Annotated in this window: 14 protein-coding genes and 1 tRNA gene; 13 read left to right on the forward strand and 2 right to left on the reverse strand. The window is 61.2% G+C overall.

The window, feature by feature from the left end:
- The first annotated feature begins 34 nt into the window (after positions 1–34).
- From tmk to DFO48_RS00180, 5 genes are all read left to right on the forward strand, one after another.
- Positions 35–724 (forward strand): dTMP kinase, encoded by a 690-nt coding sequence (tmk, locus tag DFO48_RS00160; RefSeq protein WP_114862186.1) that lies wholly within the window; start codon positions 35–37, stop codon positions 722–724.
- Positions 721–1,746: a DNA polymerase III subunit delta' gene (locus tag DFO48_RS00165; protein WP_114862187.1), complete on the forward strand. Its 1,026-nt coding sequence runs from the start codon at positions 721–723 to the stop codon at positions 1,744–1,746. The genes tmk and DFO48_RS00165 overlap by 4 nt, the downstream gene beginning before the upstream one ends.
- A gap of 90 nt (positions 1,747–1,836) precedes the next feature.
- The gene (locus DFO48_RS00170) at positions 1,837–2,193 is read left to right on the forward strand and encodes a PilZ domain-containing protein (protein WP_034349187.1); all 357 of its coding nucleotides are present in this window, start codon (positions 1,837–1,839) and stop codon (positions 2,191–2,193) included.
- A gap of 114 nt (positions 2,194–2,307) precedes the next feature.
- Positions 2,308–3,138 (forward strand): TatD family hydrolase, encoded by an 831-nt coding sequence (locus DFO48_RS00175; RefSeq protein ID WP_003077279.1) that lies wholly within the window; start codon positions 2,308–2,310, stop codon positions 3,136–3,138.
- Positions 3,135–3,863 carry an ankyrin repeat domain-containing protein gene (locus DFO48_RS00180; RefSeq protein ID WP_114862188.1) on the forward strand — a complete coding sequence of 243 codons (729 nt, stop codon included), beginning with the start codon at positions 3,135–3,137 and terminating at the stop codon, positions 3,861–3,863. Before DFO48_RS00175 ends, DFO48_RS00180 begins: the two co-directional genes overlap by 4 nt.
- 102 nt (positions 3,864–3,965) lie before the next feature.
- On the opposite strand, the gene msbA is transcribed toward DFO48_RS00180, so the two are convergent.
- Positions 3,966–5,834: a lipid A export permease/ATP-binding protein MsbA gene (gene msbA, locus DFO48_RS00185; protein WP_114862189.1), complete on the reverse strand. Its 1,869-nt coding sequence runs from the start codon at positions 5,832–5,834 to the stop codon at positions 3,966–3,968.
- A 301-nt stretch (positions 5,835–6,135) separates the two neighbouring features.
- Here msbA and tolB point away from each other — a divergent pair, with 301 nt between their 5' ends.
- The 5 genes from tolB to DFO48_RS00210 all read left to right on the forward strand — a co-directional run bounded on the left by tolB (position 6,136) and on the right by DFO48_RS00210 (position 9,807).
- Positions 6,136–7,455, forward strand: a complete 1,320-nt coding sequence (gene tolB, locus DFO48_RS00190) for a Tol-Pal system beta propeller repeat protein TolB (protein ID WP_034349188.1) — start codon at positions 6,136–6,138, stop codon at positions 7,453–7,455.
- Between the two features lie 67 nt (positions 7,456–7,522).
- The gene (gene pal, locus DFO48_RS00195; protein WP_003061517.1) at positions 7,523–8,050 is read left to right on the forward strand and encodes a peptidoglycan-associated lipoprotein Pal; all 528 of its coding nucleotides are present in this window, start codon (positions 7,523–7,525) and stop codon (positions 8,048–8,050) included.
- Positions 8,050–8,811: a tol-pal system protein YbgF gene (gene ybgF, locus DFO48_RS00200; RefSeq protein ID WP_003077287.1), complete on the forward strand. Its 762-nt coding sequence runs from the start codon at positions 8,050–8,052 to the stop codon at positions 8,809–8,811. Before pal ends, ybgF begins: the two co-directional genes overlap by 1 nt.
- The gene (locus tag DFO48_RS00205) at positions 8,811–9,635 is read left to right on the forward strand and encodes a ThiF family adenylyltransferase (RefSeq protein WP_003077288.1); all 825 of its coding nucleotides are present in this window, start codon (positions 8,811–8,813) and stop codon (positions 9,633–9,635) included. Before ybgF ends, DFO48_RS00205 begins: the two co-directional genes overlap by 1 nt.
- A 96-nt stretch (positions 9,636–9,731) precedes the next feature.
- Positions 9,732–9,807, forward strand: a tRNA-Lys gene (locus tag DFO48_RS00210).
- Between the two features lie 531 nt (positions 9,808–10,338).
- Here DFO48_RS00210 and DFO48_RS00215 read toward each other — a convergent pair.
- Complete coding sequence (locus DFO48_RS00215; RefSeq protein ID WP_003070780.1) at positions 10,339–10,524, reverse strand: hypothetical protein; 186 nt, start codon at positions 10,522–10,524, stop codon at positions 10,339–10,341.
- A gap of 652 nt (positions 10,525–11,176) precedes the next feature.
- Here DFO48_RS00215 and DFO48_RS00220 point away from each other — a divergent pair.
- The 3 genes from DFO48_RS00220 (at position 11,177) to DFO48_RS00230 (ending at position 15,229) form a co-directional block, all read left to right on the forward strand.
- Positions 11,177–12,412 carry an EAL domain-containing protein gene (locus DFO48_RS00220; protein WP_114862190.1) on the forward strand — a complete coding sequence of 412 codons (1,236 nt, stop codon included), beginning with the start codon at positions 11,177–11,179 and terminating at the stop codon, positions 12,410–12,412.
- A 475-nt stretch (positions 12,413–12,887) separates the two neighbouring features.
- Positions 12,888–14,429, forward strand: coding sequence for a TolC family protein (locus tag DFO48_RS00225; RefSeq protein ID WP_233506251.1), 1,542 nt, complete (start codon positions 12,888–12,890; stop codon positions 14,427–14,429).
- Between the two features lie 17 nt (positions 14,430–14,446).
- Complete coding sequence (locus DFO48_RS00230; protein WP_003077472.1) at positions 14,447–15,229, forward strand: efflux RND transporter periplasmic adaptor subunit; 783 nt, start codon at positions 14,447–14,449, stop codon at positions 15,227–15,229.
- Positions 15,230–15,276: the final 47 nt, after the last annotated feature.

A 15,276-nucleotide genomic window follows, 5' to 3' on the forward strand; every position in this document is an offset into this window, starting at 1 on the left:
TGCAGCCCCCTGCGGTGCACTAGAGGAAATATCAGTGAGTACAGCTTTACCCAAGGGTCTGTTCATCAGTTTTGAAGGCATCGACGGTGCGGGCAAGTCCTCGCATATCGAGGCACTGGCCCAGGCTTTTCGCGATCAGGGCCGGGTGGTCACGCTGACGCGCGAGCCCGGTGGCACGCCGCTGGCCGAAAAGCTGCGCGCCCTGATGCTGCATGACGCCATGGACCCGCTGACCGAGGCGCTGATCGCCTTCGCGGCCCGGCGCGACCATCTGGTGCAAGTCATAGAGCCGGCGCTGGCGCGCGGCGAGGTGGTCATCAGCGACCGCTTTACCGATGCCACTTTTGCCTACCAGGGCGCGGGCCGCGGCTTCAGCTGGGAGCAACTGTCGGTTCTGGAGCGCATGGCGCAGACCGGCACGGCGCTGCAGGCAGGGCAGGCCCCGGATTTCATGCGCGAGCCCGATATGACGCTGTGGTTTGACCTGCCCGCCGAAGTGGCAGCCGAGCGCCTGGCCACGGCCCGTGTTCCCGACCGCTTCGAAGCCCAGCCCGGCGAGTTCTTTGCCCGCGTGGCCCAGGGCTATGCCGAGCGCGCCCGCACTGCACCTCAGCGCTTTGTGCGCATCGACGCCCATGCCAGCCGCCACGCCGTGTGGCAGCAGATCACCCAGACCGTGGTGCGCAAGGGCTGGCTGGCCATCATGGTGGGCAGCAAGCCATGAGTGCCTCCGATCTCGAAGCGCCCTGGATCACCGCGCAGCGTGGCCGCCTGCTGGCCCAGCGTGGTCATGCCTGGCTGCTGCAAGGGCCTTCGGGTCTGGGCCAGTGCGCACTGGGACTGTCGCTGGTGCGGGCCTGGCTCTGCGAGCAGCCGTCTGCGCAAGGCGCTTGCGGCCGCTGCGCCAGCTGCCATGCCATCGAGGTGCGTGCCCATGCCGATCTGTGCGTGCTCATGCCTGAGGTGCAGATGATGGAGCTGGGCTGGCCGCTGCCGGAAAAAGCCCAGGCCGACATCGACGACAAAAAGCGCAAGCCCAGCAAGGAAATCCGCGTGGAAGCCATGCGCGATGCCGTGGAGTTCTGCCAGCGCACCAGCGCGCGTGGACGCGGCAAGGCCGTGCTGGTCTATCCGGCCGAGCAAATGAATGCGATTACCGCCAATGCCTTGCTCAAGACGCTGGAGGAGCCGCCCGGAGACACCCGCTTTGTGCTGGCCAGCGAGGCCGCGCACCAGTTGCTGCCCACCATTCGCAGCCGCTGCCTGACACACACCATGACCTGGCCTGCCGCGGCGGAGGCCGCACAGTGGCTGCAGGCGCAAGGCCTGAACGAGCCCGATGCTGCAGCGGCACTGCAGGCTGCAGGCGGTCGACCCGGCGATGCGCTGCGCATGGCGGCGGACGCGGGCAAGGCCGTTGCCTGGGCGCAGTTGCCTAGGCAGCTGGCCAAGGGGGATGTGGCTGCGCTGGCGGCTTTTGCGCCGGTGGATGCTGTGCAGGCGTTGCAGAAAATCTGCCACGACCTGATGGCTCTGGCCGGCGGCGGCGAGCCCCGGTATTTCTCGCCTGCCGATCTGCCGGGCAAGCCGCTGCCCATGGCGCTGCTGGCCGAATGGTCGCGCGAGCTGGTGCAGGCCGCGCGCACGGCCGATCACCCCTTCAATGCGGGGCTGATGATGGAGGCTCTGGCCTCCAGGGCGCGGGCGGTGCTGATCTCGGGCAAAGCTGCCAGAGCCGCACGCTAGGTAATGCGGCGCGGGTTTGGTCAAAATTTTGCCGGGTGTTAATCTTGCGATTTGCGCCGCCCGGCCGTCACAAGAATTCTGCTACCCACTATGAACGCAACTACAACCCCTCGTCCCAGCGTGATGCAGCTGGCGATCAAGGAGAAAGCGGCGCTGTATGCCGCCTATATTCCGTTGTTCGCCGAAGGGGGGATTTTTGTGCCCACGCAGCGCGACTATCGTTTGGGCGATGATGTCTACGTGCTGCTGACCCTGCCCGACGATCCGCAGCGCTACCCGGTCGCGGGTCGTGTGGCCTGGGTGACGCCCGAGCGTGCTTCCGGCAACCGAACCCAGGGCGTGGGCATCCAGTTTCCCAAGGATGCCAAGTCCGCCGAACTCAGGGCCAAGATCGAGCAGATTCTGGGCACGGCCCTGAGCTCCGAGAAGCCGACCCAGACAATCTGATTTTTTAATACTGGCGCGCTCCCACATCAGAGACGCCGAGCAAGAGCCGTCTCGCAGCGATGGCGTCGTCCCCTGGGGGAAGCGGCGCAGCCGCTCGGGGGCGGTCCAATTTCTATGTTTACCGATTCCCACTGTCACCTGAATTTTCCCGAACTGAGTGCCAACATCGCGCAGATCCGCGAAGCCATGGCTGCCGCCAAGGTCACGCGCGCGCTGTGCATCAGCACGACGATGGAAGAGTTTCCCGAAGTGCACCAGCTGGCGCTGGACTACGACAATTTCTGGGCCACCGTGGGCGTGCACCCCGACACCGAAGACATGACCGAGCCCAGCGTGCAGGATCTGGTGGAGCGTGCCGCGCTGCCGCGCGTGGTGGCCATCGGCGAGACCGGGCTCGATTACTACGGCATGGAAGACCGCAAGGGCGGCCGCACGATTGCCGATCTGGAATGGCAGCGCGAGCGTTTTCGCACGCATATCAAGGCCGCGCAGATCACGCAAAAGCCGCTGGTCATCCACACCCGCAGCAGCTCCGACGACACCCTGGGCATTTTGCGCGAGTGCGGCGAGGCCGATTCCAGCACCCAGGCCGGCGGTGTCTTTCACTGTTTCACCGAAACGGCAGAAGTCGCCCGTGCCGGTCTGGACATGGGTTACTACATCTCACTGTCAGGCATCGTGACCTTCAAGAATGCCCAGCATCTGCGTGATGTGGCAGCCTTCGTGCCACTGGACCGGCTGTTGATAGAAACCGACAGTCCTTATCTCGCGCCCGTGCCCTACCGCGGCAAGACCAATAATCCTTCCTACGTGCCCTTTGTGGCCAAGCAGATTGCCGAGGTGCGCGGCATCTCCATCGAGGAGGTGGCTGCCGCCACCAGTGCCAACTTTGACCGCCTGTTCAAGGGCGTGACCTTGCCAGCGAACTCTGGAGCGAGTGCATGAGCCTTTTTGCTGCCCCATCGATTGCATCGTCATTGAACCGCCGCCAGAGCCTGCGCTGGGCCGGTGCTGCTGTCGTCGGGGTGGCGGGCCTGCCAGGGCTGGCCCTGGCCAATGACTACGAGGACTATTCGCGGGCGCTGGTCAGCGATAACTCCCGTGCCATGGTGAATCTGATCTTTCGTGGCTTCAACGCCAACACCCTGGATTCGCGCGGTCGGCCGGGGCTGGTGGCGGCCCTGCATCAGGACTCGCTCAAGGTCTTTGACGTGCTGCTCATGGCGCCGCGCATCGATGTCAATCTGGCCTCGCGCCAGAACGAGACGCCGCTGATGATGGCCTGCATCAAGGGGCACCTCGATATCGTGCGCGAGCTGATCAAGCGCGGCGCGGACGTCAATCGCGAAGGCTGGGCGCCGCTGCACTATGCGGCCTCAGCCGATACGCCGAAGACGCTGGACATCATCAAGCTGCTGCTGGAGGAAAGCGCCTATATCGATGCCGCATCGCCAAACGGTAGCACGCCGCTGATGCTGGCCGCCCAGTACAGCAGCGAAGCCGTGGTCGGACTGCTGCTGCAGGAGGGCGCGGACATCACGCTGCGCAACCAGCGCAATATGACGGCAGCGGACTTCGCCAGGCTGGCGGACCGGCAGTACATGGTCGATCTGCTGGGCAAGGCGCTGCAGCATGAGCGCCGTACCCAGCCCCCGCGCGGGAGCTGGTAGCGGACGGGTTCAGTACCGGGCTAGTAGCTGCTGGCGCCCAATGAAAAAGGACTTCAGAGTCATTTGACTCTGAAGTCCTTTATTCATATGCGGTAGCAGCTCTTAAATTTGAGGCTCGCCAGGGGTTGAGCTGCGCACCTGGTTGTGCAGGCGGGCGTAGAGGCCACCCAGTTCCATCAGCTGTGCATGCGAGCCCTGCTCGGCAATCTGGCCGCGTTCCATGACGACCACGCGGTCCGCATGCTCGATGGTGGACAGGCGGTGGGCGATCACCAGCGTGGTGCGGCCCTGCATCAGCCGGTTCAGGGCCTGCTGGACCAGGCGCTCGGACTCGTTGTCCAGCGCCGAGGTGGCTTCGTCCAGAATCAGGATCGGCGCATCCTTGTAGAGAGCGCGGGCAATGGCCAGGCGCTGGCGCTGGCCGCCCGAGAGCTGGCTGGCATTGTGGCCCACCAGGGTGTGCAGGCCCTGAGGCAGATTGCGCACAAAGTCGCCCAGATTGGCGGCTTCCAGTGCGGACCAGACGCGGGCCTCGTCAATATCCTTGCCCAGCGCCACATTGGCCGCGACGCTGTCGTTGAGCATGACCACGTCCTGGCTGACCATGGCGAACTGCTGGCGCAGCGTATTCAGGTCCCAGTCGGCCACGGGCACGCCTTCCAGCATGATCTGGCCGCTGGTGGGTGAGAAAAAGCGGGGCAGCAGATTGACCAGCGTGGTCTTGCCGGCACCGGACGGGCCGACCAGGGCCACCACCTCGCCAGCCTTGACATTCAGGCTCAGGTGCGAGAGGGCCGGAGCCTTGTCCGGGCCGAACTGCACGCTCACATCGCTCAGCTGCAATGCGCCGCTGACCTTGGCGGAGGGCTTGAAACTGCCGCCTTGCTCGTCGGTGGAGCCTTCGAGCAGGGCCAGGCCACGCTCCAGTGCGGCCACGCCGCGCGTGATGGGGTTGGCCACATCGGCCATGCGGCGAATGGGCGCAATCAGCATCAGCATGGCCGAGATGAAGGCGGCAAAGCCGCCCACGGTCACATCCTGCACGCTGGCCGAGCCGATGGCGGCGCCGCCTTCGCGGCTTTGCCACAGGGCGATGCAGAGAATCACCGACAGCGCAATCGCCGCCAGCACCTGGGTCAGCGGCGTCATGGCGGCCGAGGCGATGGTGGCCTTGGTGTTCAGGCCGCGCAGCTGACGGCTCAGCTCGCCAAAGCGCGACTGCTGCGAAGTCTGGGCACCATGCAGGCGCACCATGCGGTGGGCCAGAACGTTCTCCTCCACCACATAGGCCAGCTCGTCAGTGGCTGTCTGACTGGACTTGGTGATGCGATAGAGGCGGCGCGACAGCGTCTTCATGACCCAGGCCACACCCGGCACCATGAAGGCCACGATCAGCGTCAGCTGCCAGTTCAGATAGATCAGGTAGCCGAGCAGGGCAATCAGCGTGAAGCCGTCGCGAGAGATGCTCATCATGGCCTGCACCAACTGCTGGGCGCCGGTCTGCACCTCGTAGACGATGGTGTTGGACAGCGCCGATGCCGATTGCCTGGAAAACAGGCTCATGTCGGCGGCCAGCAAGCGCTCGAAGAGTTTCTGGCGCAGACCCAGCATGCCGTCATTGGTGATGCGTGCCAGCGCGTACTGTCCCGTGAACTGGGCCAGGCCGCGAATGACGAACAGGCCGATCAGAAACACAGGCACTGTCCACAGTGGAAGCGAGCCGGCCGTAAAACCGCTGTCGAGCAAAGGCTTGAGCAGTGCCGGCATGGCGGGCTCGGTTGCGGCCCCCACCAGCGTGGCCAGGATGGCCAGACCCCAGGCCCAGCGCTGGCCCGAGAAATAAGGCGTCAGGCGCTTGAGGCGCTGCATCAGCGGCAGCTCGGATGGATTGACGGGGGCTGCTTGAGCGGGAGCTGGGGCAGGGACGGCCTTGGCGGTCTCGCTCGGCGATGGGGACGGTGTGGCTTGCATAAGCGCGTGATTTTAGGGCTTGTGCTTTTTGGAGTCCGCACGGATCTCAATAGATGAAATTCGGGATGAAGTTGTAACCAACTATGCCTGTTTGAATATAAAGCGCAAGCCTGCGGCAGAATCGACGGGGGGATTGCCTCTGCGCTCATGCAGACTCTGGCATGCTCCCGATCTGAAAGTTTTGTGGCACTTGCGTTTGATCACCCTACTGAGCACGTTCTTACATCAGGAATCCGTCAGTGTGTGTAACATTCGCGCTTGTGTTTGTACCGGGCAATTCCGGAAATTTTGATGGCTGCCAATGACTATTGACCGACTTCCATCCCTGACAACCTGGGCGGCAGGGCCGCGCGCTTCCCGTAGAGCCATGCTGGCAACGCTAGCCGCCACGCCGGCCCTTCCGGCACTGGCCCAGTTCAGGGTTGAGGTAACAGGCGTGGGCCTGACACAGTTGCCGATCGCAATTGCCCAGTTCAAGGGAGAGGGCTCGGCCCCACAGAAGATTTCCGCCATCATCCAGGCCGACCTGGAGCGCAGCGGACAGTTCCGCGGCGTGGATGCCTCAGGCATGGCGCTTGACGAGACCTCCCGTCCCGATGTGGCCCTGTGGCGCCAAAAGGGTGCCGATTCGCTGGCCACCGGCAGCATCACGCGTCTGGCCGATGGCCGCTGGGATGTGCGCTTCCGCCTTTGGGATGTGGTCAAGGGCCAGGACCTGGGTGGTCAGGGCTTCGCAGTCACCACGGGCGATCTGCGCCTCGTGGCCCACCGCATTGCCGACTACATCTATGAAAAACTCACGGGCGAGAAAGGCATTTTCTCCACCCGCATTGCCTATGTGACCAAGGCCGGTGCTCATTACCGCCTGTGGATTGCCGATGCCGACGGCGAGAATGCCCAATCTGCGCTGTCCAGCCCCGAGCCCATCATTTCCCCGGCCTGGGCGCCCAACGGCACGCAACTGGCGTATGTGTCCTTCGAGTCACGCAAGCCCGTGGTCTACGTGCACGATGTTGCCAGCGGCCATCGTCGTCTGCTGGCCAACTTCCGCGGCTCCAACAGCGCTCCGGCCTGGTCGCCCGACGGCAGCCGTCTGGCCGTGACGCTGAGCCGCGACGGTGGCTCGCAGCTCTATCTGCTCAGCGCCCAGGGCGGTGAGCCCCGCCGTCTCATGCAAAGCAGCGGCATCGATACCGAGCCCTGCTTCTCCAGCGACGGCCGCACCATTTACTTCGTCAGCGATCGTGGCGGCGCGCCTCAGGTCTACAAGGTTTCGTCCTCGGGCGGCAGCGCCGAGCGAGTGACCTTCAGCGGCACCTACAACATCTCGCCTGCCATCAGCCCCGACGGCAAATGGCTGGCCTATGTCTCCCGCGTGGGCGGTGGCTTCAAGCTCCAGGTCATGGATCTGGCGACAGGCACCGTGAACTCCGTCACGGACACCACGGCGGACGAAAGCCCGAGTTTTGCGCCCAACAGTCGTCTGATTGTTTACGCCACCATTCAGGGAGGCCGTGAAGCGCTCATGACCACCACGCTGGACGGCAAGATCAAGGCGCGCCTGGCAGGTGCAAGTGGAGACATACGTGAGCCCGACTGGGGCCCGTTCCAAAAACACTGATCTGAAGTTTGCTTTCCCTCTTTCTTTCTAGTGATGAAGTCCGTTGTGGACTGTTCGGAGAAATCTCATGTTGACTATCAAACGTCTTTCCCTGGCTTTGGCTGTGACCGCGCTGGTCGCAGGTTGCAGCTCCGGCGTCAAGCTGGACGACAAGCCCGTTGACGGCTCGCTGTCCAGCCAGGGTGCTGGCACCAGCGGCCAGGGCCAAAGTGGCGTGTCGGGCGTGGACCTGACAGGTTCCGCAGCTTCCAAGGCCGGCCCTCAGGGCGTCAGCCGCATCGTGTATTTCGACTTTGACAGCTACTCTGTCAAGGCCGATGCACAGCCCCAGATCGAAGCCCATGCCAAGTTCATCAAGGCCAACCCCGCTGCCAAGGTTCAGCTGGAAGGCCATACCGACGAGCGCGGCGGCCGTGAATACAACCTGGCTCTGGGTCAAAAGCGCGCAGAAGCCGTGCGCCGCTCTCTGGGCCTGCTGGGCGTGAATGACGCTCAGGTTGAAGCTGTGAGCTACGGCAAGGAAAAGCCCGCTGCCGAAGGTCATAGCGAAGACGCTTACGCCCAAAACCGTCGCGTTGAAATCAACTACCGTTAATGATGAAGCAGGCCTTGTTGACTCTCCGTCACGCAACGCTGCCTCGCTTGGTGGCGGCCGGCCTGCTGGCCGGCTCTGCCATCAGCGCCCATGCAGCCCTGTTTGGTGATGACGAGGCGCGCCGCGCCATCATCGAACTGCGCCAGCGCGTTGACAGCCTGCAGCAATCGCAGGAGCAAACCCGCCGTAGCCTGCTGGACCTGCAGTCGCAGATCGAGTCGCTCAAGTCGGACCAGGCCAAGCTGCGAGGTCAGAACGAGCAACTGACACGCGATGCCGCAGAGTTGCAGCGTGGTCAGAAAGATCTGGCCAAGGGCTTTGACGAGCGGCTGCGCCAGTTCGAGCCCGTCAGCGTGACCGTGGACGGAGTGGAGTTCACTGCCGATCGCAATGAGCAGCAGGAATTCGAGCAGGCTCTGGGCATGTTCCGTTCGGGCAAGTTCCCCGAGGCCGGTCAGGCCTTCGCCGCTTTCCTGCGCCAATGGCCCAAGAGCGGCTATACACCGTCGGTGCGCTTCTGGCTGGGCAACTCGCAGTACGCCACGCGCGACTACAAGAATGCCATCGCCAATTTCCGTTCGGTCATGACCAATGCGCCCATGCATGCTCGTGCACCCGAGGCGGCCCTGTCCATCGCCAACTGTCTGGTGGAACTCAAGGACACCAAGGCAGCTCGCAAGACCCTGGAAGAGCTGCTGCAGGCCTATCCGAACTCGGAAGCCGCAGGGATTGCGAAGTCCAAGCTGGCGACACTCAAATAATGGCCGAATATTTTCAGCCTCAAGCGGAAACAGCGCCCCAATCCGGCGCTGTTTTTTCTATGGAAGAAGCAGATGTGCAGCGCCGCTTTGGCGGTTTGGAGCGCCTCTACGGCGTGCAGGGGGCAGCCCGGATTCGTGCGGCCCATGTAGTGGTGGTCGGTGTGGGTGGAGTCGGCTCATGGACGGCCGAGGCCCTGGCGCGCAGCGGCGTGAGCCGCTTGACTCTGATCGATATGGACCATGTGGCCGAGTCCAATATCAATCGCCAGATCCACGCGCTGACCAGCACGGTGGGGCAGGCCAAGATCGATGCCATGCGTGATCGTATCGCCGAGATCAATCCAGCCTGCGAAGTCAATTGCATCGATGAATTTGTCGATCCGGACAACTGGCTGCAACTCTTGCCAGCCGATGCCGATGCCGTGATTGACGCCTGTGATCAGATCAAGGCCAAGGCCGAAATGGCGGCGCATGCGCGCAAAACCAAGCAGTGCTTTATCTCTGTTGGTGCTGCAGGTGGCAAGCGCATGGCCCACTTGGTGGACATTGCAGACCTCAGTGCGACAACCCATGATCCGCTTCTATCGCAGCTGCGCTACCGATTGCGCAAGCAGCATGGCGCTCCCAAGGATGGCAAGCGCATGGGGGTGACTTGTGTGTTCAGCCGCGAGGCCGTGGCACCACCTGATGCCTCTTGCTCGATCGAAGGCGGTGATGGCAGTCTCAACTGCCACGGCTATGGCTCTGTCGTGGCTGTGACAGCGACCTTTGGTCAGTGTGCTGCAGGCTGGGTACTTGATCAATTGGCTCGCAAACCCAGCTAGTCCAACTAATTCAAGAATTAGGCAAAGAGCCTGGAAAAATAGATTACAATAACGTCATTCCACTGATTAGGCAACTACTGCTTTTGATGTGTGGCAGGGTCTTTAGCTCAGTCGGTAGAGCAGCGGACTTTTAATCCGTTGGTCGCGAGTTCGAATCTCGCAGGACCCACCAGAATGCATAAGCCGCTACAGCTATTAAAGTTGTAGCGGCTTTTCTGTTTTGGTCCCTCGCTGGAAATATTCATGACATCAAGGAATTGCGGCTTGCGCTACTTGAGCGTTCATGGGCACGGGCGCTCTTGTTCTGGCGGCTTACAACTCGGGCAGCGCTCCGTATCGACTCTTGTGCCGGGCCGTGGAGCATGCATGCAGACCCGGAACCTGGGCTGATGCGGGATCATGCCTCTCCTCATCGCGTTGGCCGCGACCCGCTGCCAGCCCGAAGTGAAGCCCGATGGGGTCGGCAGCCTTGATGATTTGTGCCTTTGTGCCGCGAGGCTTCTGGTGGCGGTAAAGCAGGTCGGCGAACGACCGGGATATGCGTGGTCTGTGCTCTCTTTTCTGCAAGGTCAGCGAACTCTGCCATCAAGGTAAACAGGGGGGCGCTGTCGAGCTGCTGGTTGCCAGGTGTTTGCCGAAAAATCAGAACCCCGCTCAGTTAACAGTGGCGGGGTTCGTCAGGAGACTGGAGACAGAGTTGCGGTTACGGGGTTTTGCTTCTTCCCCGGTAGTTCAGGTCAGTGGCCGAGTAGTTCTCACGCTTGCGCCAGTCCATTTGAATCGGGCCGGCATGGTTGGCAGGATAGGTGATGCGCTCTTTTTCGCGATTGAGTTCCCACTGCTTTGCATCCACGATGCGATGGACTGTGGACTCTTTGGATTTACTCATGGGGAAGGCGGCCTTCAATCAAGTTTCTGAACCTGAAGAAGACGGTACAGCTGCCGGGATGGCGAGTCCAGTGAATTCGCCTGATGAATGACGGATCGCCTGGATTGCGTTGGAATCACGACTACTAGAGGATATTTTTAGGGTAGATGCGGATAGTTGCTGCTTTGGGAGTGGGCCTGTGTTCCCGTCAAGGCGTCAGCCTTGAAGCGGCCTGGGCCTTTTGTGGCTGCTCAAACGCTGTACTTTGCCCCATTCGCCTTGATTGCTGCACGGCAATGTGTCCAGGTAGGCGATGTCTTGGACTGTGACTGCTCTATACAAATAAATGCAGCCTGCGATCTGTCGTCCCCATCCCGCCTCGATGCGTATCCGATTGAACTGATTCCTCGCGCCGGAGGCGAGGTATGCGGTTGCATCGGCCTATTGAATCCGCCCCACGAAGCTGTCATACAGAAAAACTCACCGAGGATCCGTACCTGGAGCAACGGCTGGAATCCAGGTGGACGGTGAAATTGGTGGGTTGATTGACATTTTTGCCACGGCCACTGCTGAGACACTTGTTGGATATCGATGATCATCGCTTCACATTGCATGCTTTTCCAGATTAAATATTGACAAAAGCCGCGTGAGTCGACTGTATGTAAGAGGGGGCATGCAGATGAACGATCTTGAGGTTGACGGGAATCGCCATCTCAATCATTTGATGAGATCAGGTGTGTGTGCAGAAGGAGTGGATCGCATACTGCGTGCGGTTCGCAAGCACCTGGGAATGGATATCGCCTTTGTCTCGCACTTCGGCGCTGCCGAACGGGTGCTCAAGCATTTGGACAGTGTTTCGGGTGGGCCGCTCTATCAAGGCCAGAGCATTCCCATGCAGGAGGGATACTGCCTGAAGGTCGTTCATGGCGAGCTGCCGGAATGCATTCCGGACACAAGTCATGTGCCGGCTGCTCAGCAAATTTCTGCAACACATGCCATTCCAATTGGGTCCCATTTGAGTGTTCCTGTTCGTCTCACGGATGGGCATGTCTATGGGACGCTTTGCTGCTTCAGCTACCTCCCGAATCCAACGCTGGGGGAGCGCGACATGCAATTGCTGCGCGCATTTGCAGAGATCCTGGCAGACCGTATCGAAGAGCAGGCTGCCGAGGAGCGGGTCAAGGCACGGTTGGTCGGAGAGGTTCGATCCGCTTTGGCGCACGGTGATCCGAGGATGGTTTTCCAGCCAATCTGCCGTCTGCGTGACAAGGCTGTCTGCGGCTTCGAGAGCCTTTCGCGTTTTAATGTCGAGCCCAGACATGCGCCGGATTATTGGTTCGATGTGGCAGACAAGGCAGGTTTGGGCATTGATCTGGAGCTGTGCGCTGTGTCCAAGGTGCTGCCAGCGCTGGAGCAGCTGCCCGCCAACAGCAGCGTAAGTGTCAACTGCTCACCACAGTTGCTGCTGAGCAGCCAATTCCATCAACTACTTGATGGCATTGATGATCTCTCCCGTCTGGTCCTGGAAATTACAGAACATGCTGCGGTCAAGGATTACAAAGCTCTTGTCATTGGACTGGAGCCTTACCGTCGCCGGGGCGCGAAACTGGCGGTTGACGATGCGGGTGCAGGCTATTCCAGCATGCGGCATATCCTCAATCTCGAGCCCGAGATCATCAAGCTGGATATGAGTCTTACTCACTCTATCGATACAGATGAGAAACGGCGTGCACTGGCCAGAGGTCTCATCAGCTTCGCACATGAAATAGGAAGCCTGGTGATTGCAGAGGGCGTTGAACGGCAGGAAGAGCTGGATATGCTGCAAAGGCTTGGAGTGGATTGCGCTCAAGGGTATTTGCTTTCCAGGCCCCTTGAGATCGAGGCCGCGGCGGTGTTCTCGCTTCACTAGTGGGCGTGCTGTGGGATGTGTCGTCGCATGGGCGGTCCAGTTGTGCGTCTTCCAATGCCTCGGGAATGCGTGGCAAGCGCGCTTGTGATCGGTGTTGATCTGAAATTCATGGATCAGAGCTGGAACCTCTAGTAGCAATCCGCAATCTTTGCGCCAACGGCTCTTGGAGAACTCGAGGGGGTGTCTTGCTAGCTGCCTCAGGCAGCTACGCACTGCATCACCACCGAATCGCCTGACCAGTCACCGCCAGAGACTCATTGCACCAACTGGGGGCAAAAAATGAGTGCGACAGCATGGTGCTTCTGGCAGCAGAAATACCTGATTTCAGTGATTGCGGTTGTCATCTTCGCTCGGTAATATTGCGAACACATTTTTTGACAATTAAGACTTTTGCATACCAATTGAAGTTTTGAGCATAAATTTCGTTCGCTAAGTCTTGCTGTCAAACCGTCTTTGCCACTATCCCCTCGCAGATATGAACGCTCTTGCTCACCACCGGCCTGAGACAAATTTTCGTGGCCGTGTCCGGCTCGCGGCCTTGCTAGGCTCGGCCATCTGGCTCACCGGTTGCGCCAATCTGACCGGCCAGGCACTTTCCACGGAAGAAATTCAGTCGCAGGTTCAGGCTGATCGGCAGAGCCTCGGTAGGGATGTGGCTCCTCTGACCGGGCCCGTGAGCCTTGAAGAGGCCATTGCGAGAGCCATCAAATACAACGCAGCCCAGCGCCTGCGTGGCATGGAAGAGGCGGTGGCGCAGGGCACGGCCAATGTTGCCAAGTTCGACATGCTGCCCAAGCTGGTGGCCTCGGCCGGCTATCGCTACCGCGACAAGGACCTGATCAGCCGCAGCACGGACTCGGTCACAGGTGCGCCTTCCCTGGCCCATCCCTATATCTCGTCGGATCGTGAATCGACACTGACATCGCTGAGCTTCTCGTGGAGCCTGCTGGACTTCGGTCAAAGCTACTACGCCGCTCGTCAGCATGCGGATCGCGCCCAAATTGCGGCTGAGCGTCGCCGCAAGGCCATACACACGCTGATCCAGGATGTGCGCATCGCTTACTGGCGTGTGGCAGCGGCCCAGGCGCTGGAGGCTTCTTTGCAGAGCGCAGGCCAGGATGCGGACAAAGCCCTGGAAGACTCGCGCAAGGTCGAAGCAGAAAAACTGCGTTCCCCCATGGAGCCGCTGCGCTATCAGCGCCAGTTGCTGGAGAACATCCGCCTGCTGGAGGCCATTCAGCAGGAGCTGTCCTCCTCGCGCATCGAACTGGCTTCGCTGATGGGCGTGTCTCCTGCCGAGCTGAACCAGCCGCTGCGCGTGATCGAGCCTGCTGCATCGAATGCCCAGCGCTGGCTGGAGCAACCGGTGGACAAGCTGGAAGACCGGGCCCTGCTCCTGAACCCGGATCTGCGCGAGAGCCTGTACAACGCCCGTATCGCCAATGAAGAGACCAAGCGCGTCATGCTGCGCATGTTCCCCGGCCTTTCCTTCAACTACGGTGTCAACAAAAGCAGCGACAGCTATCTGATCAACGACCGCTGGCAGGATGCTGGTCTGCAGATCTCCTTCAATCTGCTGGGACTGCTGTCCCTGCCTGCACAGCGCCAGCTGGCCGATGCGGGTGTGCAACTGGCCGATCAGCGTCGTCTGGCTACCCAAATGGCGGTATTGACACAGCTGCATGTAGCCCGTCTGCAATTTGCGAACGCCGTGCGCCAGTATGAAAGAGCGCAGACCATTGCCTCGGTGGACCAGCGTCTGTCCGAGCATGTGAACAACCAGGTGCAGGCCGACAAGCTCAATGCACTTGAGCGCGTCTCCCAGCAGACCACCACCATTCTTTCCGTGCTGCGCCGCTACCAGGCCCAATCCAATATGCAGGCTGCCAGCTCCCGCCTGCAAGCCACCCTGGGCATGGAGCCTGTGATCGAGGGCTCCGACAGCATGCCTTTGCCTGAACTCACGCAGGCCGTGGGTAAATCGCTGCAAAGCTGGGGCGCAGGTCAATTCCAATGAAGTCTTGCGTGTCTCCTTTGATTCTGGGCCTGGCCTTGGGCCTGTCGCTCGCTGCTCATGGCCAGACCGGCCCGGCAGCCCAGAGTCTTCCCAAGACTCAGACCTCCCTGCCCAGCGTGCTGGATCAGCGCGAGATCCGCGCCCAGCTCGCGCCGCGCCGCTATACCACCTTGGCGGCCGAAATCGGTGCCAAGGTGCAGCGCCTGCCGGTGGTGGAGGGTGGCTCCTTTCGCCAGGGGCAGTTGCTGGTGCAGTTTGACTGCAGCCTGCCGCAAGCCCAGCTGAACAAGGCCCAGGCGGGCGTGGATGCCACCGAGAAGACTTGGAAGGCCAACCAGCGCCTGGCCGAGTTGAACTCCGTCGGCAAGGTGGAGCTGGATATCTCTCAGGCCGAGTGGAACAAGGCCAGGGCCGAAGTGGCAGCCAACCGCAGCCTGTTGAGCAAATGCCAGATCACTGCGCCCTATGCGGGTCGTGTGGCCGAGCAGAAGATCCGCGAGCAGCAATATGCGCAGCCGGGCCAGGCACTGCTGGACATTCTGGACGACTCCGCGCTGGAGCTGGAGTTTCTGGTGCCCTCGCGCTGGCTCAGCTGGCTGCATCAAGGCTCGGAATTTCAGGTGCGCATTGACGAGACCGGCAAAACCTATCCTGCCAAGGTGCAGCGCCTGGCCGCGCGGGTGGACCCGGTGAGCCAGTCCGTGAAGGTCAATGCCGCCATTCACGGCAAGTTTTCCGAGCTGATCGCAGGAATGAGCGGGCAGGTGCTGCTGGCACCGCCATCGACCGGCAAGCCTTAGGCATTCAAATACAAGAGCATGTTGCGTATGTCATTAAAAGGTTTCAG

The sequence above is a fragment of the Comamonas sp. AG1104 genome, assembly GCF_003350425.1.
GTDB lineage: Bacteria > Pseudomonadota > Gammaproteobacteria > Burkholderiales > Burkholderiaceae_C > Comamonas > Comamonas testosteroni.